The sequence below is a fragment of the Catelliglobosispora koreensis DSM 44566 genome, from assembly GCF_000379685.1.
GTDB lineage: Bacteria > Actinomycetota > Actinomycetes > Mycobacteriales > Micromonosporaceae > Catelliglobosispora > Catelliglobosispora koreensis.
In genome coordinates this window covers 136586-158720 of sequence record NZ_KB903250.1, presented here as the reverse complement: position 1 = coordinate 158720, position 22135 = coordinate 136586, and the positions used below count along the sequence as shown (strand labels likewise).

22 protein-coding genes are annotated in these 22135 nt (G+C 63.6%); 8 read left to right on the top strand and 14 right to left on the bottom strand.

The genetic code is table 11. The features are described 5' to 3' along the window. Window positions 1-75 precede the first annotated feature (75 nt). Window positions 76-1242: an acyl-CoA dehydrogenase family protein gene (locus tag A3E1_RS0107835; RefSeq protein WP_026208211.1), complete on the top strand. Its 1167-nt coding sequence runs from the start codon at window positions 76-78 to the stop codon at window positions 1240-1242. Window positions 1243-1398: 156 nt separating this feature from the next. On the opposite strand, the gene A3E1_RS0107830 is transcribed toward A3E1_RS0107835, so the two are convergent. Further along, window positions 1399-1860, bottom strand: a complete 462-nt coding sequence (locus tag A3E1_RS0107830) for a hypothetical protein (protein ID WP_157631392.1) — start codon at window positions 1858-1860, stop codon at window positions 1399-1401. Between the two features lie 12 nt (window positions 1861-1872). Between A3E1_RS0107830 and A3E1_RS39415 the strand changes: the two genes are divergently transcribed. Together A3E1_RS39415 and A3E1_RS0107820 are read left to right on the top strand one after the other, a co-directional pair. Beyond that, window positions 1873-2658 (top strand): TetR/AcrR family transcriptional regulator, encoded by a 786-nt coding sequence (locus A3E1_RS39415; protein WP_211215889.1) that lies wholly within the window; start codon window positions 1873-1875, stop codon window positions 2656-2658. A gap of 70 nt (window positions 2659-2728) precedes the next feature. Further along, window positions 2729-3013, top strand: a complete 285-nt coding sequence (locus tag A3E1_RS0107820) for a hypothetical protein (protein ID WP_245571113.1) — start codon at window positions 2729-2731, stop codon at window positions 3011-3013. Window position 3014: 1 nt separating this feature from the next. Here A3E1_RS0107820 and A3E1_RS0107815 read toward each other — a convergent pair whose 3' ends face one another. Both A3E1_RS0107815 and A3E1_RS39410 read right to left on the bottom strand, forming a co-directional pair. Next, window positions 3015-3497 (bottom strand): hypothetical protein, encoded by a 483-nt coding sequence (locus A3E1_RS0107815; RefSeq protein ID WP_020520197.1) that lies wholly within the window; start codon window positions 3495-3497, stop codon window positions 3015-3017. After that, the gene (locus A3E1_RS39410; protein ID WP_020520196.1) at window positions 3475-3942 is read right to left on the bottom strand and encodes a DUF6194 family protein; all 468 of its coding nucleotides are present in this window, start codon (window positions 3940-3942) and stop codon (window positions 3475-3477) included. Before A3E1_RS39410 ends, A3E1_RS0107815 begins: the two co-directional genes overlap by 23 nt. Before the next feature lie 63 nt (window positions 3943-4005). On the opposite strand from A3E1_RS39410, the gene A3E1_RS0107805 reads away from it, so the two are divergent. Continuing rightward, a complete protein-coding gene (locus tag A3E1_RS0107805) occupies window positions 4006-4701 on the top strand; it encodes a MerR family transcriptional regulator (RefSeq protein ID WP_211215888.1) in 696 nt (231 codons plus the stop codon). Here the strand turns inward: A3E1_RS0107805 and A3E1_RS0107800 are convergent. Both A3E1_RS0107800 and A3E1_RS45595 read right to left on the bottom strand, forming a co-directional pair. Continuing rightward, window positions 4652-5674 carry a LacI family DNA-binding transcriptional regulator gene (locus A3E1_RS0107800; protein ID WP_020520194.1) on the bottom strand — a complete coding sequence of 341 codons (1023 nt, stop codon included), beginning with the start codon at window positions 5672-5674 and terminating at the stop codon, window positions 4652-4654. The two genes, A3E1_RS0107805 and A3E1_RS0107800, sit on opposite strands and share 50 nt — an antisense overlap. A gap of 10 nt (window positions 5675-5684) precedes the next feature. Beyond that, window positions 5685-7178 (bottom strand): RNA polymerase sigma factor, encoded by a 1494-nt coding sequence (locus tag A3E1_RS45595; RefSeq protein WP_020520193.1) that lies wholly within the window; start codon window positions 7176-7178, stop codon window positions 5685-5687. 112 nt (window positions 7179-7290) lie between these two features. Here A3E1_RS45595 and A3E1_RS0107790 point away from each other — a divergent pair, with 112 nt between their 5' ends. After that, window positions 7291-8901, top strand: a complete 1611-nt coding sequence (locus A3E1_RS0107790; protein WP_020520192.1) for a GMC family oxidoreductase — start codon at window positions 7291-7293, stop codon at window positions 8899-8901. A gap of 5 nt (window positions 8902-8906) precedes the next feature. Here the strand turns inward: A3E1_RS0107790 and A3E1_RS45955 are convergent, their stop codons facing one another. From A3E1_RS45955 to A3E1_RS0107775, 3 genes are read right to left on the bottom strand one after another with little or no spacing between them, the layout of a single operon-like run. Further along, complete coding sequence (locus A3E1_RS45955) at window positions 8907-9470, bottom strand: G5 domain-containing protein (RefSeq protein WP_020520191.1); 564 nt, start codon at window positions 9468-9470, stop codon at window positions 8907-8909. A 50-nt stretch (window positions 9471-9520) separates the two neighbouring features. Continuing rightward, window positions 9521-10414, bottom strand: coding sequence for a cyclase family protein (locus tag A3E1_RS0107780; protein ID WP_020520190.1), 894 nt, complete (start codon window positions 10412-10414; stop codon window positions 9521-9523). Window positions 10415-10419: 5 nt separating this feature from the next. After that, on the bottom strand, window positions 10420-10782 hold the full coding sequence (locus A3E1_RS0107775; protein WP_020520189.1) for an FHA domain-containing protein: 363 nt from the start codon (window positions 10780-10782) through the stop codon (window positions 10420-10422). Window positions 10783-10796: 14 nt separating this feature from the next. On the opposite strand from A3E1_RS0107775, the gene A3E1_RS0107770 reads away from it, so the two are divergent. Beyond that, window positions 10797-13550: a glycoside hydrolase family 2 TIM barrel-domain containing protein gene (locus tag A3E1_RS0107770; protein WP_083929405.1), complete on the top strand. Its 2754-nt coding sequence runs from the start codon at window positions 10797-10799 to the stop codon at window positions 13548-13550. Here A3E1_RS0107770 and A3E1_RS0107765 read toward each other — a convergent pair. Further along, complete coding sequence (locus A3E1_RS0107765) at window positions 13528-14358, bottom strand: intradiol ring-cleavage dioxygenase (protein WP_020520187.1); 831 nt, start codon at window positions 14356-14358, stop codon at window positions 13528-13530. The two genes, A3E1_RS0107770 and A3E1_RS0107765, sit on opposite strands and share 23 nt — an antisense overlap. Window positions 14359-14423: 65 nt before the next feature. Here A3E1_RS0107765 and A3E1_RS0107760 point away from each other — a divergent pair, with 65 nt between their 5' ends. Together A3E1_RS0107760 and A3E1_RS0107755 are read left to right on the top strand one after the other, a co-directional pair. Further along, window positions 14424-14786 carry a DUF1304 domain-containing protein gene (locus A3E1_RS0107760; protein WP_020520186.1) on the top strand — a complete coding sequence of 121 codons (363 nt, stop codon included), beginning with the start codon at window positions 14424-14426 and terminating at the stop codon, window positions 14784-14786. Between the two features lie 30 nt (window positions 14787-14816). Then, window positions 14817-15782: a phosphatase PAP2 family protein gene (locus A3E1_RS0107755; protein WP_020520185.1), complete on the top strand. Its 966-nt coding sequence runs from the start codon at window positions 14817-14819 to the stop codon at window positions 15780-15782. Window positions 15783-15884: 102 nt separating this feature from the next. On the opposite strand, the gene A3E1_RS0107750 is transcribed toward A3E1_RS0107755, so the two are convergent. The 5 genes from A3E1_RS0107750 to A3E1_RS0107730 all read right to left on the bottom strand — a co-directional run bounded on the left by A3E1_RS0107750 (window position 15885) and on the right by A3E1_RS0107730 (window position 22093). Beyond that, window positions 15885-16532, bottom strand: coding sequence for a response regulator (locus A3E1_RS0107750; protein ID WP_020520184.1), 648 nt, complete (start codon window positions 16530-16532; stop codon window positions 15885-15887). After that, window positions 16523-17755 (bottom strand): sensor histidine kinase, encoded by a 1233-nt coding sequence (locus tag A3E1_RS0107745; RefSeq protein ID WP_020520183.1) that lies wholly within the window; start codon window positions 17753-17755, stop codon window positions 16523-16525. Before A3E1_RS0107745 ends, A3E1_RS0107750 begins: the two co-directional genes overlap by 10 nt. A 282-nt stretch (window positions 17756-18037) precedes the next feature. After that, window positions 18038-19597 carry a DUF2142 domain-containing protein gene (locus tag A3E1_RS0107740; protein ID WP_020520182.1) on the bottom strand — a complete coding sequence of 520 codons (1560 nt, stop codon included), beginning with the start codon at window positions 19595-19597 and terminating at the stop codon, window positions 18038-18040. 28 nt (window positions 19598-19625) lie between these two features. Further along, entirely contained in the window at window positions 19626-20663 is a 1038-nt protein-coding gene (locus A3E1_RS0107735; RefSeq protein WP_020520181.1) for an NAD-dependent epimerase/dehydratase family protein, read from the bottom strand. Further along, window positions 20660-22093: a DUF2142 domain-containing protein gene (locus tag A3E1_RS0107730; protein WP_083929404.1), complete on the bottom strand. Its 1434-nt coding sequence runs from the start codon at window positions 22091-22093 to the stop codon at window positions 20660-20662. The genes A3E1_RS0107735 and A3E1_RS0107730 overlap by 4 nt, the downstream gene beginning before the upstream one ends. Window positions 22094-22135 lie beyond the last annotated feature (42 nt).

Below are 22135 nucleotides of genomic sequence, written 5' to 3'. Positions count from 1 at the left end.
GAAAGGCCGGCTCAAGGCGGGGTATGTAACTTTACTGAAGGGGCGTTAAGCTACTCGTCGGTAGGAACTGGGTGAGTGGGAGCTGAAATGTTCGATGTCTATGCCCTCCCGGAGGAGCACCTCGCGATCCGTGAAGCGGTTCGTGAAGTGTGTGAGGCCAAGGTAACGCCGAACGCCGCTGAGGCTGACGAAACCGGCGAATTTCCGCAGGCCAGCTATGACGCCTTGCGCGCTTCCGACTTTCACGCTCCGCACATCCCCACTGAATACGGTGGTGCTGGGGCCGACGCTCTGGCCACCGCCATCGTGATCGAAGAGGTGGCGCGGGCGTGCGCTTCGTCGTCTCTCATACCCGCGGTGAACAAGCTCGGCACCTTGCCGATCATCCTTTCGGGTTCCGAGGACTTGAAGAAGCGCTTTCTCGCCCCGGTCGCCTCGGGCGAGGCGATGTTCTCCTATTGCTTGTCTGAGCCAGAGGCGGGCAGCGACGCCGCCGCGATGACCACCAAGGCGGTCCGTGACGGGGACCACTGGGTGCTCAATGGCGTTAAGCGGTGGATCACCAACGCTGGCGTCAGCCAGTACTACACCGTCTTCGCCGTGACCGAACCCGGCGTTGGCGCGCGTGGCATCTCCGCCTTCGTGGTCGACAAAGCCGACGCTGGCGTGAGCTTCGGCGCCCCGGAACGCAAACTCGGCATCAAGGGCTCACCCACGCGTGAGGTCTACCTCGACAACGCGCGTATCCCGGCCGACCGCATCATCGGCGAGCCCGGCACCGGATTCGCCACCGCTATGAAGACGCTTGATCACACGCGAGTGACCATCGCGGCGCAAGCCCTCGGCATCGCACAGGGCGCACTCGATGCCGCACTGGCATATGTCAAGGAGCGCAAGCAATTCGGCAAGCCGATCGCGGATTTCCAGGGTGTGCAGTTCATGCTCGCCGACATGGGCATGAAGCTGACCGCCGCCCGGGAACTCACCTACTCCGCCGCGGCCCGTTCCGAGCGCGGCGCCGCTGACCTGACCTACTTCGGTGCCGCCGCGAAGTGTTTCGCCTCAGACGTCGCCATGGAAGTGACCACCGACGCGGTGCAGTTGCTCGGCGGTTATGGGTACACAAAGGACTTCCCGCTCGAGCGCATGATGCGGGACGCCAAAATTACCCAGATCTATGAGGGAACGAACCAGGTGCAGCGGATCGTCATGGCACGCCAGCTCCTCAAGGGCATCATCTAGCATCGGTTTGAGCGAGGTTGAGTGCCGAGCCTGGCGACGGCCGGCTGCGGCGTATGAGCAGAATGCCGATAGCCGCCGTCCACAAGGTAATGACGGTGGGCCCAATGATGGTGAGTATTCGTGACGCTGCGGTGGGCACTCCCGTGGCGCCCTGAATCATCGCGGCAACGATTGATCCGGTGCCTGCGGCCACGGCGATCCAGCCCATCCACTTTGGATAGACGTCGCTAAGCGCGACAGCGAGTCCAAATAGGATGTAGGTGAGCCCAGCGAAGGTGAAGTTAACAGGCTGACGAGGGCGAAGTTTACGGTCTCGTTGGCGAGCATCACCTGCAGTGCGACTGGCTTTTGGTCTGCGGGGGCGACAGCCCATTGCTCCGCGAGTTGTCGTGCCGCGACCCCGTCGAGGGTGACCAGGATCAGGCCGACGGTGACCCCGACGGTGGCGGCGAAGAGCCCAAGGTGGCTCAGTGCTCCCGCTGGACCGTCTGAAATGGACCTGCTGAGCGCGACGAGCCCGCCGAGCATGAGGCTGATCCCGATCACGATCCCGAAGTGGATGCCGAACCAGCTGTCGCTGTGCGCGATGACGTGTGCGACACCTTCTGGATCATTCATGGGTGTGACCGGGTGGATGAGGTTACCGATCATTCCGGCCACAGATCCCACGACTGCGGCTATGCCGCCGTACAGGTACAACGCTTTGCTGGCATTCATGGCGTACCCCAAAATAGAAACAATGTTTTTATCCTAAAACCACGTTATCATCGATCCATGTCGCCGAGAAGACCTGTTGCTGGAAGCCGTTACGCGATCGCCCAGGCGTCCGGCAGAGATGCTTTGCGACAGGCCGTCCTCGATGCCGCGAGTGTGCTGCTGGAGAGCGAAGGGCCGGAAGCGCTGACAATGCGGCGGATAGCCGCAGCGTTTGGTTGTTCAACCACGGTGCTCTACACGATGTTCGGCGGGAAATCAGGCATCGCAGATGGTTTATGGATTGAAGGTTTCCGCCGGCTGACGGCCGCTTTGAGTGCGGCCGCGGTCCGTCCAGCTGCGCCTTTGGATCGGTTGGAAGCGATCGCGCATGCTTACCGCGAAAGCGCTTTGGCCAACCGTTCCTACTATTCGGTGATGTTCCAGCGCCCTATTCCCGGGTTTCAGCCGTCCGAGGAGGCCAGGGCTGAAGCCGATTCAGCCCTTTCGGTGCTCGGCTCGGCGGTGGGCGAATGTGTCGCCGCTGGTGAACTGCACGGCGATCCCGCGCACATCACTTGGGTGTTGTGGGCCGCGGCGCATGGAGCCGTGAGCCTGGAAATCGCCCGGCCCGGCCCAGAACCATTGGCACATAAACGTTTCAGCGACGCGACCCATGCCGCGGCTGCATGGTTTCGGGACGTGCCTGGCCGGGTGGCATGAACTGCGACAGGCCGCCCGCGTCACGGCAGGATCCCTACGCAGGGCACTTGACGAGTATGGTGGGTGGCATATGGCTACTTATCGAAGTCCCGCAGTGTTGCTGTCCGCAGACGGCACCAGAACAACCGGCACCGTAGCGCTTTTCACCGAGCCGGCCCGTAAGGGCGGCATAGCGCCGTGGGCGGGGGATTTCCGGCCCGGGGCCGGTTCCGCTCACATCAAGAACCCGGTCGGCAAGACCCTGACGCTCGAGATGCCGGACGGCCGGTCTGGCACCGTGGTCGTGCAGAGTCTCAAAGGCGGGCAGAAGAACACCGTCCTTGCCCTCATGGGCGAGGATCTTGCTCCTTTCTGAGTTAGCGCTGAATCTCGACGAGCAGCACCCAGGCGTTCCCGATGCCGCCGATGAAGGCGGCCAGGATCGCGGGCACTGTCCATAAGAGACCCCCGTCGGCTCCGGCGATCAGGCTGATTCCAGCCGTCACCGTGAAGCCGGCGGTTAGTGCGCTTGGCAACAGGCGCGAGAAATAGAAGCTAGCCTTTGTTTCCTCGGCCGGGCGCTGGTGGCTCAGGGCGAGCAGGAGCGCGCCGACGGCGAGCCCGAGGATCACTAGTTCCACGCCCAGCACGCCCGTGTCCTGTCCCGGGATCAGGATGAGCAGCGACAGGAACAGCGGCCCCAGAAACAAGACGAGTGTCTGTGCTGTCCGCTTCGGAAGATCCCGGAACTCAAGGATGCGGGCGAGATTGATCGACACCGCGACGAACACGAGCCCGGTCAAGGCGGCAGAGGCGCCAGCGGTCGCCACCGCGAAGTCAGCCCACGCCCCGACCTCCATGCCGTGATCGTAACTGCCGGTGGAACCGTTCACGGGCGAGTTGATAAGCGGCGACGAGAAGCTCTTCAACCGTTTTGGAGGTCCTGGGGCCAGGGTTGACCACAGCGAGCCACTTTTGGCTGCTGTAGACCGGATGCGCGATGACGACGTCATCGGAGTCGCCGCCGGACAACGAATCCGCGGTCCAGGTTTGGAACAGTGCCGACCCGGCGGCGATGTTGACACGGAAGGCATCCGGCCGGTCGAGTCGTGAGGTGTCGTCGTCTGGGTAGTTCTTCGTCACGATGGTGGCGAACGGCTGCGACTTCGGGACCACGCCGTCGGGAGCGTAATAGAAGAACAGGTCGCCCCAGGCGATCTCGGGGGTCCCATCGCCCGGCTGAGGCTTGAGCACGAGGATCCCGTCCATGGCGCTGAGGTAATCGGTGATGTCTTGGATCTTCATAGGTTCTAGCATCACATTGAACTGCATATAGAGACTTTTAGACGAGGTACAACGGGGATTAGCGTGAAAAGTCGAAAGCCGGGCCTGCGGACCGTCGATGTGGCGAGGCAAGCTGGCTACTCGGTGCAACAGATCCGCAACCTAGAGCACGACGGCGTGCTGCCTTCCTCGGTCCGCTCGGCGGCAGGCTACCGGTCTTACACAGCCCAGCACGTCCAGGCCGCTCTGGCTTACCGTGCGCTTGCCGCGGCCGTCGGTCCTGTGCAGGCCAAGGCAATCATGCGGTCCGCCGACTCCGCGTGGCCGGAATTGATCGACGAAGCGCATGCCCGGCTGCATACGGAACGTCAAGAGCTGCGGCTGGCACGGCAAGCGGCAGCGGCGATCGCGCTCGAACCCGTGCGCGATCCGCGCCCGTCCGACGCGATGAACATCACTGAACTCGCTGGTGCGCTTGGACTTCGGCCATCGACGTTGCGCCACTGGGAAAGCGAAGGGCTCATCAGCGCAACTAGGATCATGGGCCAGCGCACTTATTCGCCCAGTGAAGTGCGCGACGTTCGGATCGTCCATCAGCTACGGCTAGCGGGATACCGCATCCCACAGCTTCAGGCTCTGATGCCGCAACTACGTCAGGCGGGCAGGTGGGCTGAGGTCAGCAGCGCCCTCGCCGCACGGGAAGCGAGCCTTAACTCCCGCTCACGGCACCTTATTGACGGGGCCGCTCTGCTGATCGCGTTGAGCTCTCGCGCACCTTGAGTTGCGTGTGGAGGGTCACGGTGGACGGAGCGCGGGTGGGTTCGGCCAACCGCTCGGCGAGCAGCATCGCGGCGGTCCGTCCTAGTTCGTAGGTGGGCTGGGCGACGGTCGTCAGCGACGGGCGCACCAAGTGGGCCCAGGGGATGTCGTCGAAGCCGACCACACCGGTCTCGGCGGGGATGGCGATGCCCCGGTCGACCAGGCACTCCACCGCTCCGACGGTCATCAGGTTGTTGGCCACGAATACAGCGTCTGGCGGGTCAGCCTCGCCGAGCAGGGAGGCCATCGCCTCGTACCCGCCTTCTTCGCGGTAGTCGGAGTAGCGCACGAGGGCGTCGCGTGCCGCGATGCCGCGCGCACGCAAGGCACGCTGATAGCCCTTAAGACGTTGTGCCGCAGTGGAAACCTTGCGCGGTCCGGTGATGCACGCGACACGTTGGTAGCCGCTGTCGAGCAGGTGCGTGGTCGCGAGCTCGGCTCCGTGCGCGTTATCCACCAACACGGTGTCGACCTGGACACCGGCGATCTCGCGGTCGATGGCGACGACCGGCGTTCCGGCTTCGATCAGCCTGGTGACGTTGGCTGACCGTCCCGCGACGGAGATGATGACGCCCGCCATCTGCTCCTCCAGAGCAGCGCTGACATAACGCCCCTCTTTCGCGATGTCTTCGTCGGTGTTGCACAGCACGACCGAATAGCCGGCGCGCTGGGCGACATCTTCCACACCGCGCACGAGCGAGGTGAAGAACGGGTTGCCCACATCGGAAATGATGACCGCCCACAACGTCGTGCGACTACGCCGCAGATTGCGGGCGACCGCGTTAGGCCGGTATTCCAGTTCCTGAACGGCTTTCTGCACTCGCGCGACGAGTTCACCGTCCACTGTGGACCGTCCGTTGAGGACGCGGGACACCGTCGCGGGCGACACTCCCGCGCGCTCGGCGACGTCATAGATGGTGGCCATCGCGACCATGATTCCACATTCACGGGTGGACAGGCATCGTCACCGTCTCTTCGGCGCCGCTGGACCGGTCGCGCACTCGCAGCGTGAGCACGTTTCCGCTGACGTTTTGCGACTCGGGGAGGATCTCGGTGGTGCCAGGGCTGGCATAGAGCACTTTCGTCTCGAACGCGTCCGGGCCTTGGGTCAGCAGGAAGACGGATTCGCTTCCGTTGCAAGCGATTTGGGTGATGCCTTCGTGATTGCCGTCGCCGTCGAGGTCGGCCCAGTGGGTCCAGCCGGGCTGCGGGCCGTCTTCAACGCTGAAGCGGACCGTCCGGGCCGGGCAGTCGCTGGTTGCCGCTAGGTGGACGGCTGACCCAGTACCAACTTTGGCTGGAAGGAGCACCAACGGCGTGGTCCTGCCGGAGGTTTGGGCAAAGATCGAACCATTCCACTGGTACGTCCGCACGTGCGCCGGTGCGTCGATGGTCCGCGTGTGCTCGGACTCGTACTGCACCTGCGCCACGATCTTCCCATCGATGATCGCGTACGACCGGTAGAGCGCACCGGGCGGCCCGACGTAGGCCAGGCCCTTGAGCGAACGGTCCGGCTGGAGCTGCACCACGAGCAGCACACCGCCAAAGCGGCTCTCCGTGTCTGGCTGATCTCCCGACACCGAGCACCAGACCTGGAGCACGGCCTCCGGCTGACCGTCGCCGGTCAGGTCCCCGAAGCGCACCTCGGACCGTTGCAGGTAAAGCGGTTCCGTCTTGCCGTCGCGAGGTCCCGGGATGAGCCCCATCTCGCCACGCTCTGGTTCCACAGACTGTTTCCCAGCCGGACAGGACCCACCGTTACCCGGCAGATCCAGTGCCGCGCGCGTCCAGTCAACTTCCGTTAGGTGGTCGACGACCGGCGGCGGCACGAGCATCGCGGGCAGAAACGATGCGGCCGCGGTGGCGGTCGCGAGCAGCCCGACGATGAGGGCGAGTGCCTTTGTTCTGCGGCGCTTGACGAGCCGTTTACGCATTCCGTCGATCGGTGGCGCCGGCGGCCAGGTGTCCGACTCATTGAGCAAAGTGGACAGTTGCTCACGGCCGCGATGGAGCCAGGACAAGACCGTGCCGCGGGGAGCGCCGAGTTCGGTGGCGATCTCGTCGACAGGCATGTCAGCTATGTAGTGCAACACGATCGCCCGGCGCTGCTTGTCAGGCAGCTGGCGTAATGCGGTGACGACGGCGACGTGATCGGGCTGCGGCTCGACGGTGGCTTGGGGCCCGGGCACGCGGCCGAGGTAGCGCGCGGCGACGGACAGCCGGCGCCATCTGCTCGTGGCCAGATTCCAGGCGATGCGCCGCAGATAGGCCAGCGGATCGTCATATCGCGCGATTTTGTCCCATTGACGCCACGTCCGCAGATAGGCCTCTTGCACCACGTCCTCCGCCTCCGCTGGATCTCCGAGGTACGAGGAGATCTGTGCGGACAACCTTGGATAGGAGACGTGGTAAAGATCGGCGAAGGCGGACTCTGGCATCGGTGCTCCCTAGAAAATTGCAGGTCGACACCATATCCACGTTTTTGCCAGGGCGCTGATTGCACTTGTTAGGGTCTGTTGGCAGAAGTTAGAACACGTTATAGTTTCGCGCATGACGCAGGCCGACTATGTGGTCGTTGGCGCAGGAAGCGCCGGATGTGCTGTGGCGAGACGTTTGGCGGAAAGTGGCGCCAGCGTGATCCTGCTTGAAGCGGGCCGTCCCGATGACAAGGGCTTGGCGAAGATGCTTTTCCAGACCCCTGGCTCCATCAACATCATGCACTCGACGCCACAGCTGAAGAAGCTGTTCGACTGGGGCTACAAGTCGGTTCCGCAGCCAAACGCCCTGGATCGCGAGATCCCGCAGTTCCGCGGCCGGGTGCTCGGCGGTTCTAGCTCAGTGAACGGCATGATCTTCGTGCGCGGCAACCGGAAGAACTTCGATGACTGGGCGGCCGAGGGTTGCACCGGCTGGGACTACGAAGGCGTCCTGCCCTACTTCAAGCGGCTCGAAGACTTCGACGGCGGGGCCAGCGACGTGCGTGGTGCGGGCGGGCCAATCAAAGTCACCGTCAAGCGAGACCTGACTCCGGCCAGCGAGTCCTTTTTGGAGGCTTGCTCCAAGAAGGCGGGCATCACGCTCAACGACGACTACAACGGCGTTGACCAAGAAGGCATCGGGCCCATTCAGCAGAGCGCGGCCCGGGGGTTGCGCTACTCGTGCGCCCAGGGCTACGTCCACACCAATCCACTGCCAAACCTCGCCGTGGTACTCAACACGCAGGTCGCCAAGGTCGTCATCGAAGGTTCCCGCGCCGTTGGTGTGCAGACCCTGACCGGCGATGTCATCAAGGCCAGCCGTGAGGTCATCCTGTCCAGCGGCGTGATCGGCTCACCGCAAATCCTTATGCTGTCCGGGATCGGGCACGCCGATCACCTCAAGAGCCACGGCATCAACGTCGTGTCGGATCTGCCCGTGGGCGACAACCTGCATGATCACCTCTTCCTGCCGATGTCGTTTCGCATGGACTCCGCGCTGCACCGTCCAAAGCCGATCTATTTCATGCGCGGGCTCGCCCGTGAACGGCGCCGCAAAGACGGCAGCACGTGGGCGGGCAGCTCGTCCTTTGAGACCACCGGTTTCGTGCGCACATCGCACGCGGATGCCATCCCCAACTTGCAGCTGATGAGTCTCTACTGGGTTTACCCGGTGCCCAACCAAGACGACTCCAACAAACGCGTCACCCCGCCGATTTCCAAGCCGGGGCTATCCGTCTTCCCGACGCTGATCTATCCGGAAAGCCGTGGCACCATTCGGCTCCGCTCCGGCGACCCGACCGCGACGCCCTTATTTGACCCGTGCTATCTGAAGGAAGCCAAGGACACCGAGGTGCTCATCGAGGGCGCCGCGATGGTCCGCGAAATCATGGCCGGCACTGGAGACAACCAAGGCGAGATCGGCCCGGGCAAGGAAACCTTCAGCGATGCGGGCCTGCGCAAGGCTCTGCCCAACTTCATCCACACCGTTTACCACCCCGTGGGCACGTGCCGGATGGGCACCGACGAGCGCGCCGTGGTCGACCCGCAGCTGAAAGTGCTTGGCGTAGAAGGACTCCGCGTCGCCGACGCCTCCATCATGCCTTCCGTCACCGGCGGCAACACCAACGCGCCCTCCATCATGATCGGCGAAAAAGCCGCCGACCTCATCCTCGGTAAGAAGTAGCGCTTCTACTCGCATCCGATCCCGTCATTGTCGCCGTCTAGGCCGTAGATATCCGAGCCGACGACTCTGACGGGACCACGGACGTAAGCTGGCCCGTTGCCCCGCCCGCCTTGGCAATCAACGTCACTCGCGATGGGAACACAGCCGCTGTAGTTCGGATCGCAGGTGGGGCGCGACTGCCGGGTGCCGATGACGGTGACCTCTGCCGTTGGTTCGGTGGCGAATTCCGCGACGAGCCGCCTTTCGATGAGGGTTCCATCGCGCGTCACGACCTCATAGACACGTGTGCGCGAACCGGGGATTCCTTCGCGCGCCACGTATTTCGTACCCTCATCGACGGAGCTGTCCTGGCGGGTTTCTTGCCGGAACGGTATCTCTGCCGTGGAAGATTCGATCGTGTGCCGCATTACCGGCGCGAGCAACACGGGCGTGGGCGTTGGGGAGGGGCTGTTACTGGTGGGGACGGAGGACGGCACAGGTTTTGACGGAGCGCCGACATCACCCACTGCACACCCGGCAGCGACGGCCAGGAACGCCGCGATCCACATTCCCTTGTGCGGAATGTGCATAGCGCATCACCCGCTTCAAGCTCTATGAAGCAGCCTACGCCTGTGGAGCGTTAGGCGTCGATGACGGCGTAGGCGCGCACCGGGAAGGTCGTGAAGTGGCGCACGAGCGGGGGAGCGGCGTGCAGGCGTGCGCCGGTGACCGGGAGCTGGTCTAGGCCCGTGAGGTGTTCCAGGATCGGGATGCCCGCCCGCAGCAGGATCGAGTGGGCGGGCCGTTGGCCGTCGGGAGTCATGTTGTCGATGTTCACGCTGTCGATGCCCACGAGCGCGGCACCGTGATCGGCGAGGTATTGGGCCGCGTCGCCAGGCAGATAAGGGGCGTCAACGGCGTAGGACGGTGTGCGCCAGTGCTTGTCCCAGCCTGTGTGCAGCAAAACGGCCTTGCCCGCCACGTCAAAGGGGGCGAATGAAAGTGGCGAAAAGCTCTGTGCCCGAACGACAATCGCGGGCAGATCGGCTAGCGATGACAGCGGGAGGGCGGACAGGTCGGCGCCGTCAGCCCAGCGGTGGTAAGGGCTGTCCAGGTAGGTGCCCGTGTTGCCGACCATGGTGATGCTGCCGATCTCAAACTCCGTGCCGGGGGCGTAACGTTCACGGGACGCTTCGCGGCTCAGGTGAGCGGACAGCACCGGGCCGGGCAGCCCAGGGAACGTAGTCATGCCCTCTTCGATGACATGACTCAATTCCACGAGACGCTTGCCGTTTCCCGAGGACGTTTCGGACGGTCCGCCGCGGGAGCCTTTGTGCGCCTCGGCGAGGATTTCGACGTTGCGGAACGTGACCGCGCCGACCATGAGCAGACCGAGGTGGCGGACGAACAGGGCGGCCAGATCAGCTTCGCTGATGTCCTCGCCGGGAATGTCCAGGCGAAACTCCTGAACTTGTAGCCCTCCGCCGTTGGAGAACGTCACGTCCGCGTCAAACTGAACCCGGTGTTCGATCATGCGGTTCAGCCTAAGGCACCCGGCTCGTAGCGAATCCACCGCCGCACGAGCCTGATCGTCGTACCAACGGAAATGTCCCTTGGCTGGAAGGGTTGTAGCGACACGACTTCGGTGCCGCCTGGGAGTTCGAGCTGAGTCCCGTTGGCTGACCCCAGATCGGTGACCTTAACCGTCTGCCCAAGCAAGGAGATGCGCACGTGCCGGCGGGAGATGCCACCCGTGTGGTGAAACAGCCGGATCGTGCGAGCGGAGTGGCCCAGCTCGCCTGGATCGCGTCCGATGACATAGTCGGAGTCGAGACGATACGTCGTGGTGTCATCCAGCAGCAGGAAGCCAAGCGAAGGCCGCACCGGGACCGGCCAGCTCATGCTATCCGTCCACAATGGACAGTAAAGCTGAGCCCAGTGTGCCGCTGGAGATCTTCGGTGAGCACGCCGGCATCACGCTTGGCCCGGTCGTGCGGTTGCAGCAGACTGGAGGGCAATGTAGGTTTCCCCGTGTGAAAGCGCTTTCCGTGCCTGTTTACCTGCAAGAGATCCCGCTGGGAACCGGTGGGCTGCCGCCCCGGCCGCACCTGACGACGAGTGCGCCACGACTGTCACTTAACGGGTCATGGAAGTTTCAGCAGCACGAAACCGCTGACGCGCCATCGGATTTCGCCGCCCCCGAGTTCGACGACAGTGGGTGGAGCGCGATCGGGATCCCAGCCCATTTCGGCATCCCCGCTTACACCAACATCATCTACCCGATTCCGGTTGATCCCCCTTTTGTCCCGGATGAGAACCCGACCGGTGACCACCGGCTGGTGTTCGACTTGCCGCCAGAGTGGCCGGTGAGCGAGGCCGTGCTGCGCTTCGAGGGCGTCGACTCCTGTGGCCTGATCTGGCTCAACGGCACCGAACTGGGCGTCACGTTCGGCAGCCGGCTGCCGAGCGAGTTCGCGGTCGGGCATCTGCTGCGCCCAACGGGCAACGTGCTCGCGGTGCGGGTGCACCAGTGGTCGCCAGGCACCTACCTTGAGGACCAGGACATGTGGTGGTGGCCGGGCATCTTCCGGGACGTCACGCTCATCTCCCGTCCCGAGGGCGGTCTTAGCGATGTCAGAGTGCACGCGGGCTACGACCATGTGACCGGGCTGGGCACGCTGGCCATCGATGGCGTTGACGGGTGGCGGCTCGACGCCGACCTCGATCAGCCGATCAAACCCTGGACCGCCGAAACCCCGCACCTTTACGACGTGACCGTGTGGCGCGGCAACGAGTCAGCCACACTGAAAGTCGGCTTCCGCACGGTGTCCATTGAGGACGGTGTGTTGAAGGTCAACGGAAAGCGCATTCTTTTCCGCGGCGTCAACCGGCACGAGTTTCACCCAGAGCACGGCCGGGTGATGACCGAAGACATCATGCGTGCCGATCTGTCACTGATGAAAGAACACAACATCAACGCGGTACGCACCTCGCACTACCCGCCGCACCCACGGTTCCTTGAGCTGTGCGACGAACTCGGGTTCTGGGTCATCGACGAGTGCGACTTCGAAACGCACGGCTTCGAACACCTTGGCTGGCAAGCAAACCCGACCGATGACCCGCGCTGGCGGCCGGCCTTGGAAGACCGGGCCCGCCGCATGGTGTGGCGCGATATCAACCGTCCCAGTGTCATCATGTGGTCGCTAGGCAACGAGTCAGGTTCGGGCGAGAACCTCGGTCACATGATCGAGGTGATCCGTGAGCTGGACCCATCGCGGCCCATTCACTACGAAGGCGACCGCGCCTATTCCGACGTCTACAGCCGCATGTATGCCTCCACTCAAGAGGTCGATGAGATCGGCGCGACGACGGAAAAGCCTTTCGTGCTATGCGAATACGGGCACGCGATGGGCAACGGGCCGGGCGGGCTCACTGAGTACCAGCGGCTGTTCGAAAAACACGAGCGCTGCCAAGGCGGGTTCATCTGGGAATGGATCGATCACGGCATCGCCTCGCCGCGTGGTTACCTTTACGGCGGCGACTTCGGTGAAGAACTGCACGACAGCAACTTCATCTGCGACGGGCTGATCTTCCCGGACCGGACGCCGTCGCCAGGGCTCACTGAGTACAAGAAAGTCATCGAGCCGGTGCGCATCACCGCTGATGGCATCGAAAACCGCTATGACTTCAAGGACTTGAGCGGCCTGACCCTGCGCTACACGTTCGAGACCGAGGGCATCGTCGGGCACGAGAGCACCGAGGAGTGCCCGGCTCTGAAGCCGGGGGAGAAGGCTGAACTCAAGCTTCCGCCAGTTGAGGCCTTGGGCGAATCGTGGTGGACGGTGTCCGTTCACGACGGTGAGCACGAGGTCGCCTGGGGCCAGTGGCAAGCCGTCCCCGGGCACTTCAAAGCCGCCGAGGGGACGCCGCTTCTGGAGCCTCCCGTGGACGTGAAGCTGGACGTCTGGCGTGCGCCCATCGACAACGAGATCTGGGGCAAGCGTCTGGCCGACACCTGGCGTCAGCATGGTTTGCACCGGATGAAGCACCGGGTCCTCTCGTCGGAAAACGGTGTCACCAAGACTCGGGTCGGCGCCGCGGGCGTCGCGTTTGGACTGTTCGCCACCTACACGTGGACCGCGCTCGCCGACGGAACGTCCCGGCTGGACGTCAGCGTCGAGCCCGACGGCACGTGGCCGGTTCCCTTGCCACGTTTGGGTTTGCGGTTCGCGCTCGAAGGCGGCATCAGCGAAGCCGAATGGTTCGGTGGCGGCCCAGGCGAGGCCTATCCCGACTCGTGCCAAGCTTCACGCATCGGCCGGTACCAGATGAGCATCGACGCGATGCAAACGCCCTATGTGCTGCCGCAAGAAAACGGTGCCCGCAAAGACGTTCGCTGGGCCGTGCTGCGCGACGATGACGGCAACGGGATCCGGATCGAGAGCCCTGAGCCGTTCTACTTCACGGCCCGCCGCTGGACGTCAGAAGACCTCGACGCCGCCAAGCACACCAGTGACCTGAAGGCCGGTGAGCACGTTTGGGTCAACATCGACGTCGCGCATCACGGCCTGGGCAGTGCGTCGTGTGGGCCAGGCGTGCTCCCGCAATACGAATTGCACGCCGCACCAGCCACTTTCACCGTCTTCTTTAGACCGCAACGGTCAGCGTAGCCACATAGCCACTCGACACGCTTCCGCTGACGGCGGCCATCTGCTCGGTGACCCCGTCGCGGAAGACGTTGTCGTTTTGCAGTGTCGTACGCGACATGTTGCTGATGCTGCGCTGATAGCCAGACGTGGCATAGACGGTGTTGCAGACGTCTTCGGGGAAGGCGAGTTGCGACGTTGAGATTTTGTTCGAGGCACTCGTGGCGCTGGAAAGGCTCGGGTAGACCTCGAAGTGGATGTGCGGCCAGCGCCCGGTATAGGCGGCCGGGAAGATGCTGGTGAAGGTGACGTTGCCGCTGGCATCGGCCTCCTGCACCCCGCGCAGGTAGTTCTCGTTGACGGTCGCTTGGGAGTACATCGAATAGTTGCCGTCGCGGTCGCAGTGCCAAAGGTAGACCGCCGCGCCTGAGTAGGCGCTGCAGCCTTTGGTCAGGTCGAGGATCTTCAGCGCTACCGTGAGCGGAACCCCGGCAGCGACCGCCGTCGCCGTGCCGAAGCTCGGCCGGATGTCGCGGCGCACAATGCCGCTCTGGGTCAGCACGTTTGGCCCGTTGGAGCCGTCGCCCGGGTACGGCCCGGCGGTCTCTTGTGGGATCTCGGTCGTGGCGCATTCGGCCGTGGCAGCAGGGGTTCCCGAGGCAGAAGTGGTGGCGCCAGCGCTGCTCGGCGCAGAGGAGGGGGATTCACCGCTGCCGCATGCCGCCAGCGCCACCAGTCCAGCTGCGCCTGCCGCACCAAGCAGGCTCCGGCGGCCCAGCGTCGAGAGGTCAAACTCCAGGCCGCGGTCGTGATCGTGCAGGTCGAGGCTCATGGATTCAGCATGGACCCGGAGTCTATGAATGCCCTGTCAGGCGCCTGTGACCTCATACTGATGCCATGAATACCGTGACGCAGATCTTCGCCGTGCTCGCTGGCGTGATTCACCTCGGCATCTTCGCCATGGAGAGTCTCCTGTTCAGCAATCCCAAGGTGTCGCGCGGCTTCGTGGGCAACGCCCCGGTCACGCCCGAGGTGAAGACGTTCGCCTTCAATCAGGGCTTCTACAACCTGTTCCTCGCTTTAGGAGCGATTGGCGGCGTGATCGCGGGCGGCGCCACGGGCAAAGCCATCGCCCTGTTCAGCTGTGCCTGCATCGTGGGCGCGGGTTTGGTGCTGCTCATCTCGCAACCGAGGTTGTGGCGTGGGGCAGCGCTGCAGATCGTTCCGGCCGGAATCGCCTTGGGGGCCGCCCTCTTCTAACGTGAGCCTGCTTCTGATTAGCTGTCAGCCATGACACCCCTGTGGCTGGCGGAAATCGAGCTGATTGTCCTCATTCAGCGGTTGCCGGCGTGGCTTGAGCCGGTGATGGAGTTCTTGTCGTTCTTCGCGCGGGAAGAGTTCTTCCTCCTATTGCTGCCGATCCTTTACTGGTGTGTGAACCCCCGGCTTGGCGTCCGCGTCGGCATCGCGCTCATGCTGAGCGGGGGCATCAACGCGATCGCGAAACTGGTGGTGCACGCGCCTCGTCCATATTGGATCGGCTCTGAGGTCAAAGTCCTTTCCACGGAAGCAAGTTTCGGCATGCCCTCTGGACACGCGCAGGTTTCCGTCGGCGTGTGGGGCGTCTTGGTGTCGGGCCTGCGCAGCAAAGCCGCGTGGTGGGCGGCCGGGATCTTCGCGATTTTGGTGTCGTTCTCCCGGCTTTACCTCGGCGTGCACTTCATCTCCGACGTCGTGGCCGGTCTGCTCATCGGGCTCGTGTTCCTCTTGCTGTTCCTGCGGTTCGAAGACAGGCTGACCGCGTGGTGGCAGCGTCAGCGCTTGAGCTCGCAGCTCTTGCTCGCGGCCGTGATCAGTGCCGGAATGCTTGGTATCACGGTGTTTCTGGAGATGGTGTACTCCGGCTGGACCGCACCGCAGGCGTGGGCGCACCTCAGCGAGGTCAAGCCAGACAGCATTGACTCGCTCGTGGGCATTTCTGGCTCACTGTTCGGTCTGCTCGCCGGCGGCTCGGTGATGTGGCGGCTCGGCTGGTTCGACATCGCCGGCCCACTTTGGATGAAGGTAGTGCGCTGGCTCGTCGGCGGCATTGGCATCGGCATCATCTACTACGGCTTGAAGCAGGTGTTCCCGGAAGGCGAAACGCTGATCCCCAGCATCTTGCGTTACGTGCGCTACGCCCTGCTGACGCTGTGGGTTCAGCTCGGAGCGCCGCTGCTTTTCCTCAGGATTGGCCTGCTAAAGCCGACGCGTTAGAACGTGTGTACGATAGAATGACGCGAGTGAGTAGGCATGAGGCATTGACCGTGCTTACCAGCCTTGGCGCAGCTTTCGTGTGTTTGCTGGTCGGAGTGCTGGTCAGGCGCGTAGGTAAGTGAGCACAGCACGCACGCGACGGTGCTGGTCGCTGTCTTCGGCGTGGAGACCAAGCTTGGCAAAGATGCTGCGAATGTGTTTCTCCACGGCGCCATCGCTGATGACGAGGTCACGGCCGATGGCGGTGTTCGATTTTCCCGAAGCCATGAGCGCCAGCACTTCGCGTTCGCGTGGAGTGAGGGAGGCGAGTGGATCGTCACGCCGTCTGCGGATCATCAGTTGTGACACCACCTGAGGGTCGAAGACGGTGCCGCCACCGGCCACGGAACGCAGGGCGGCGAAGAACTCGTCCACGTCGATGACACGGTCCTTGAGCAGATAGCCGACGGCGCCGCGAGCGTCAGCGAGCAAGTCGTCGGCGTAGGACACCTCGACGTACTGGGACAGGATCAGCACGGGCGATCCCGGGACCTGTGCCCGGGCGGCCACCGCGGCACGCAGTCCTTCATCGGTGAAGCTGGGCGGCATCCGGACGTCCACAATGGAGACGTCGGGACGGTGCTTGACGACGGCCCTGATCAGGCTGTCACCATCGCCCACGGCCTCCACGACCGTGCAGCCGAACTCTTCGAGCAGCCGGATCAAGCCTTCCCGGATGAGGACGGCATCGTCGGCGACGACTACTCGCATGGCACTTCCGCTCCGATCACCGTTGGCCCACCGGCCGGGGAGTGCACGGCTAGTTCGCCGTTGACGGCCCGCAGACGGTCCGCCAGGCCAGCCAGACCGTGTCCCTTGGCGACGTGTGCGCCACCAACGCCATCATCACCTATCGTCAGGATCAGCCGGTCGTCAACCCGGTGCAAAACCAGTGTGGCGACCGTGGCCTGGCTGTGCTTGGCGATGTTGGCCAGGGTTTCGGCCGCCGTGAAGTAGATGGCGTTCTCGACGGCGGGTGAAAAGCGCCCTTCCGCTTGGACGTCGAGCTCTACGCGTACCCACGAACGCTCGGCGAGGGCGGCCAAAGCCGGCGCCAGGCCGCGGTCGGTGAGCACCGGCGGCGCGATTCCCCGCGAAAGGGTCCGGAGTTCGTTTAGTGTCTCGCGGGTTTGCATGATGGCCTGGTCCAAAGTGGACGCTGCCGCCTCGGGATCCTTTGCCAGCTGGCGTTTCGCGCGGCCCAGTTCCATCGCCAGCCGGACGAGCCGTTGCTGCGGGCCGTCGTGGATGTCGCGCTCGATTTTGCGCAGTGCTGTCGCTTCCGCTGACACCGCCGCGTCAAGGCGCCCTTGCATCTCAGGCAAGCTCGCGAGGAGCACGCTGGAGATGCCAGCCCGGATCAGCGCGGCGCCCCGGACGATGGCCGGCAGGGTCAAGGCGAACACGACCCCGATCACGGTGTAGAACACCACCTGAACCAGCAACGTGTTCGAGAAGCCAAGCAGCTCAGGAAGACCGTCGTTGTCCGGGATCCGGTAGAGGATCCAGCCATAGAGGGGGTAGAGGACACCAGCGATCGCCACACACCACCAGGTCACCACAACGACGAAAGTCGCGATGGCGAACGGGAAAATGACGATCGCGTGCAGCAGATCAAGCCACGACTGCCCGCTGCCCAGGGGATTGATGAGCTTGCGGTAGCCCTTGGCGGTAACGGGTGCGGTTTTGTAGTGCGCTCGTGGCACCGGGCGGTCCAGCACTTCAGGCAGCTGCCGGCGCTCCAGCTCGGCGAAACCCCGGGCGACCAGCACCGTGCCCGCCATGATGATCAGCCCCAGGCCGGTAATGAGAAGCCCGGCGCTCAGGGCGATACCTGGAATGACCAGGCAAAACCCGATCACCGCCGCTGGGAAGCCCGCCAGCACGTAACGAGTGTCGGCGCCCAGGCGGTGCAGGATTGGTTTCATGACCATGAAACTACGCAACGGGGCGGCTGGATTCGATCCAGCCGCCCCGTCAATGTGGGGTAGGGACAGCCCTACCTAAAACTTGATGACGGCCGCACGCGATGATGAGCTTGGCCCCGGAGTGGTAGCCCAGGTCGGGCAAGTGACGCCGCCCACCCTCAATCTCGCCTTCCGGCATAGCGATCTCGTGTGCCTTGCCGTCGCCGCTCCACTAACGTGGGCCAGACCAACCGTCCTTTGTGGACGAACCGGCGATCAGAATGCCAAGTCATCAACCGCCAACACGGGTCAGACGGGAACCGGCTCCCGCCGCATCTCCACGGGCGGCAACGGCGCTTGTGTGTCCTTATGCCACGGGGCAGCCGCGTACCGGTAAGCAAGGTAGAGCATGGTGATGACGCCAGCGGTGAGCAGCACGATGGGCACGACGGGACCGAACATCGGGAACCAGTCTCCGCGGAACGGGTTGATGCCACCAACGGGGCCACGCTGGAACCGGGACATCACCATGGCTAGCGAAAACAGCTGGCACACGAAGACGATCGAACCAGCCATAAGGACGAGTCTCTTGTTGGCGGCCGCACCGAACCCGCGGTGCACGAAGGTGCTGTAAATCATGAGGCCGGCCCCGAGGGCCAGGAAGTAGCGTCCCGTTTGGCTCCAGCCAATCACCGTGTAGTAACGGAAATCGAGTGCCGCAAGCAGGCCCGCGGTCGCCGCGAAGATAGCGGCCATGACAGCGATCTCACGCCTCGCCGCCGACAGAAGAGAAGGAAGCATGATGGCCGAGATGGCTATGCCCCAGGCGATGATGAGGGCAGGCGGAGCGAAAGTCTCGCTATAGCCGAACATCCCGACCGTGGTGGTCAGCCAGCTGTCCAGCCGGTACTTGATGAGCCCTAGCACCATGTTGCTCGGTTCGGTCGGCGTCATCGGCGTCATGCCACTCATCGTGTAGGCGTGGGCGGTGATGACCCAGGCGACAGCGATGAGTGACACCGCCGCGACGATCCCGCCCGCGACGCGAATCCCCCGGTCGCGAATGAGCTTCGTGCGCATCTCGCGAGGAGCGGCCAACGCCAAGATGACCACGATCGCGCCAAAGATAACGGGCCCGGTTTGCCGGACGGACACCATGACACAGGCGGCCATGGCGAATATCCAGACCAGCCTGCGCCACTCGGCTGCCGTTAAGTCGTCGCTGGCTTGTGTGATTGCCAAGCCTGCTGTCCAAAGTAGAATCCCGGCCGCGATTTCGAGCCCATTCGGATTGACCGCGCCCATGATGCTGATGGCGACTGGCGTCACGCCAAGGAGAATGCCAGTGAGCAGAAGAGGCCGGCGCAAACGGATCGCCAACGACGCGGCTAGTGCGAGCAGGACGGCGGAAAACAGGGCTGACAGCAGGCGCGAGGCGATGATGCCCGCATACGTCGGCTTCAGCAGCAGTGGCCAGCCAACGGCGGCGTAGTAAGCCGGGTGATAGCGCCCCACCCAGGAACCGGCGAGTTCCGGGCTGGTGTCACGAGTCAGTGTGAAGCACGACGCGCCACGTCGTTGCTCTTTGAGAGAACCCGGCTCGGTGTGATACATGCAGTCCGTCGCCTGAGTTAGCGCAAGGCTTCTGGGCACGATGAAATCAGCCCCTTGCCGCATGTACCAGGTCTCGTTGACCTCACCGTAGATCTGTCCGCTCACGACACCGTAGGCACGCACGATGTGCTGTGCCTCGTCTGTCGTGCCTGCGACGGGCATAGCGACCGCCCAGGCGGCGCACATGCCGAAGAACCCGGCGAACAGAATCCAGAACATCCTCTTCGCCGCCCGGCGGGGATCGCTGAATGACACTCGTCTTCCTTTCAAACCCTGACGCTAACTACGACAGCCACTTCAACAGGCGAATCGCTGGGCCCATGTGCGTGGCCTGACGGTGCGCGGAAACGTCGGTCCGGGAACGGATCTCGTCCAAGTTGGACACGTAGTGCATGTAGGCGCGCCAAAGCATCTCGCCGTTGGTGAGACTTGGCTTCCACGAAAGCTCAGCTTTGATCTTCGTGGTATCGAAGACGAAGTCCTCCGCGATCATGCGGTAGTGATAGGGCCCGAGGGGAGAGACCTTTAGCGCACTAGCCAGTTTCATCATGGTGATCGCGGGACCTTTGGGCAGCGACTTCACCTTGCTGCGGCTGCCAGCCGCGGCGATGACGTAACGGTAGGCGTCTCCGAGCGTTGGCACGTCGTCAGAGCCCACGTTGAAGATGCCGATGCTGTCAGACCGAAGGCTCAGGAGGCACGCCTCAGCAAGGTCTTGGGCATAGACAAACTGATAGCGATTGGCGCCACCGCCGACTGTCCACACGGTATTGCCGTCATTGATGAAGTCGAACAAGATGGCGAGCAGACCGAGCCGACCCTCATCGATGATGGTGGGTGTGCGGATCATTGTGACGTCGAGGCTTGAGCCAAACTCCTGAACGAGCAGCTTTTCCCCTTCGTGCTTCGACTTTCCGTATAACTCGATCGGACTGGGCTCGTCGAGCTCGGAGACAGGCCGCCCAAAGTTGTGCGCCCACAAGCAGTTTGAGGAGATGAAGACGAACCGCCGGACGCCATGGGCCGCGGCCGACGCGGCGACCCGGCGAGTGCCCTCAACGTTGCTTGACCAAAGGTCGGGGTCGCGTTTGCCATGCGCGAGAACCGCGGCGGCGTGAACGACCCCGGTGATGTCGCCCGCAGCGAAGATCTGCTCGACTGTCGCCGAGTCGCGAATGTCACCCTGCACCGTCGTGAGCGCCGGATGCTCGAACCAGTGGGGCTGCCGGTCAATGCTCACGACACGCGCGCCAGTGGCTAAAAGGTGCGGGATGAGGATGCCGCCAAAAAAGCCGGCGCCGCCCGTGACTAGGTACTTCATTTCGGATTTCCAATCAGGTAAAGAGCGGGAAGCATCGAGGCGCCGAGGCAGGCCAACAGAAGTGGCGTGATAGGACCTAATGTGGGAAGCCAGTCACCTTCTAGTGGGCTGATAACCCAAGTGGGACCACGCTGGAAACGCGTCATCACCTGGGCCAGAGACCAGACGAGCGTGATGCCCAGGAGACTGAGGAGCACCACAGCGTAGCCGCGTTTGAGCGGTGCGCGGCGTGCCGCGAATCCCGCCACCAGCAGCGCTCCCGCCCACACCGGCAGGAAGTAGCGGCCGTTTTGGCCAAAACCGATAGCGGACATGAAGGCCAGCTCGAGTGCGGCAAGCCCCACCGGGATGCCGGCGAAGAGCAAGACGATCAGCAACCTGACCGGTGTCGTGGATTGCTGATAACCACGTGCGGCGAAGACGGCTGAGATGCTGAGCCACAGGACTATGAGGATCGCCGACGGATACGTTTCGGTGTAACCAAACACGCCCACGATCTGCGAGGCCCACTCGGTCAGCCGCCGGTCAGCGATTGTCTGCAAAGCGAAGGCGAGTGATCCCTGGAAGGTCTCCCTCGCTTGTTGGGACGCGGCACCGGATAGCCAGTTCCAGGCAAGGGCGCCGCTGAGGGCACAGGCCCAGGCGGCCAGCATGGTCCGTGACGCGGCGAGTTTCGGGGCTAGGGTCTCGCGCGAAGCCCGCGCCAGGGCGACGGCGGAAATGATGGCGATCGCGAACCACAACGGCCCCAGCGTCCTGGTCGTCAGGAGAACCGCTCCCGCGGCGGCGCCAAGGACCATGGGCCAGCGAGAAACCCGTTCTTGCGACAGCACGAGCAGGCACACCCACAGCAACACCGCGGCCGCAGCTTCCAGGGCGTTGGGATTAACCGCGCCAGATAGGCCAACAACAGTCGGCGTGGCCCCTAGCGCGACGGCCAAAACGACGGCGTGCCAGCGGCGAGTGTAGGCAAGTGTTAGGGCGGTGGCGAGGAGGGCGGCGCTCATGAGCGCGGTCACGAGACGCGCGCCTGTCAGGCCGGTTTCGCCTGGCATCAACCGAAGTGGCAGGCCGGCCACCGCGTAGTAAACGGGGCTGTAGCGACCGGTCCAGGTGGACGCCAGAACGGGTGTCGCGTCATCGCCGCGTGGCTGAAGACACGCCGCGGATTGGCGTTGCGGGACGTATAGGCATTCGTCGTTGGGCGGGAGCAGATTGCCTGGTACCCAAAATTCTGATCCTGAAAAGCCGTTCCACGAAGTGGTTTGTGGACCGAGCACCTGTCCGTCGGCAACCGCGTAGGCGCGAATGATGTGCGCACGTTCGTCGGTGTGGCCGTTGACAGGTATGGCGAACGCCCAGGCGGCGCCGAGCAGGAAGTAGGCCGTGAAAGCCAGGAACCATACGAGCACCGGACGGCAAGATCTCATGCGACCTCCGGTTCTTCAGTAACTTTCGCACTATAAGTCCGG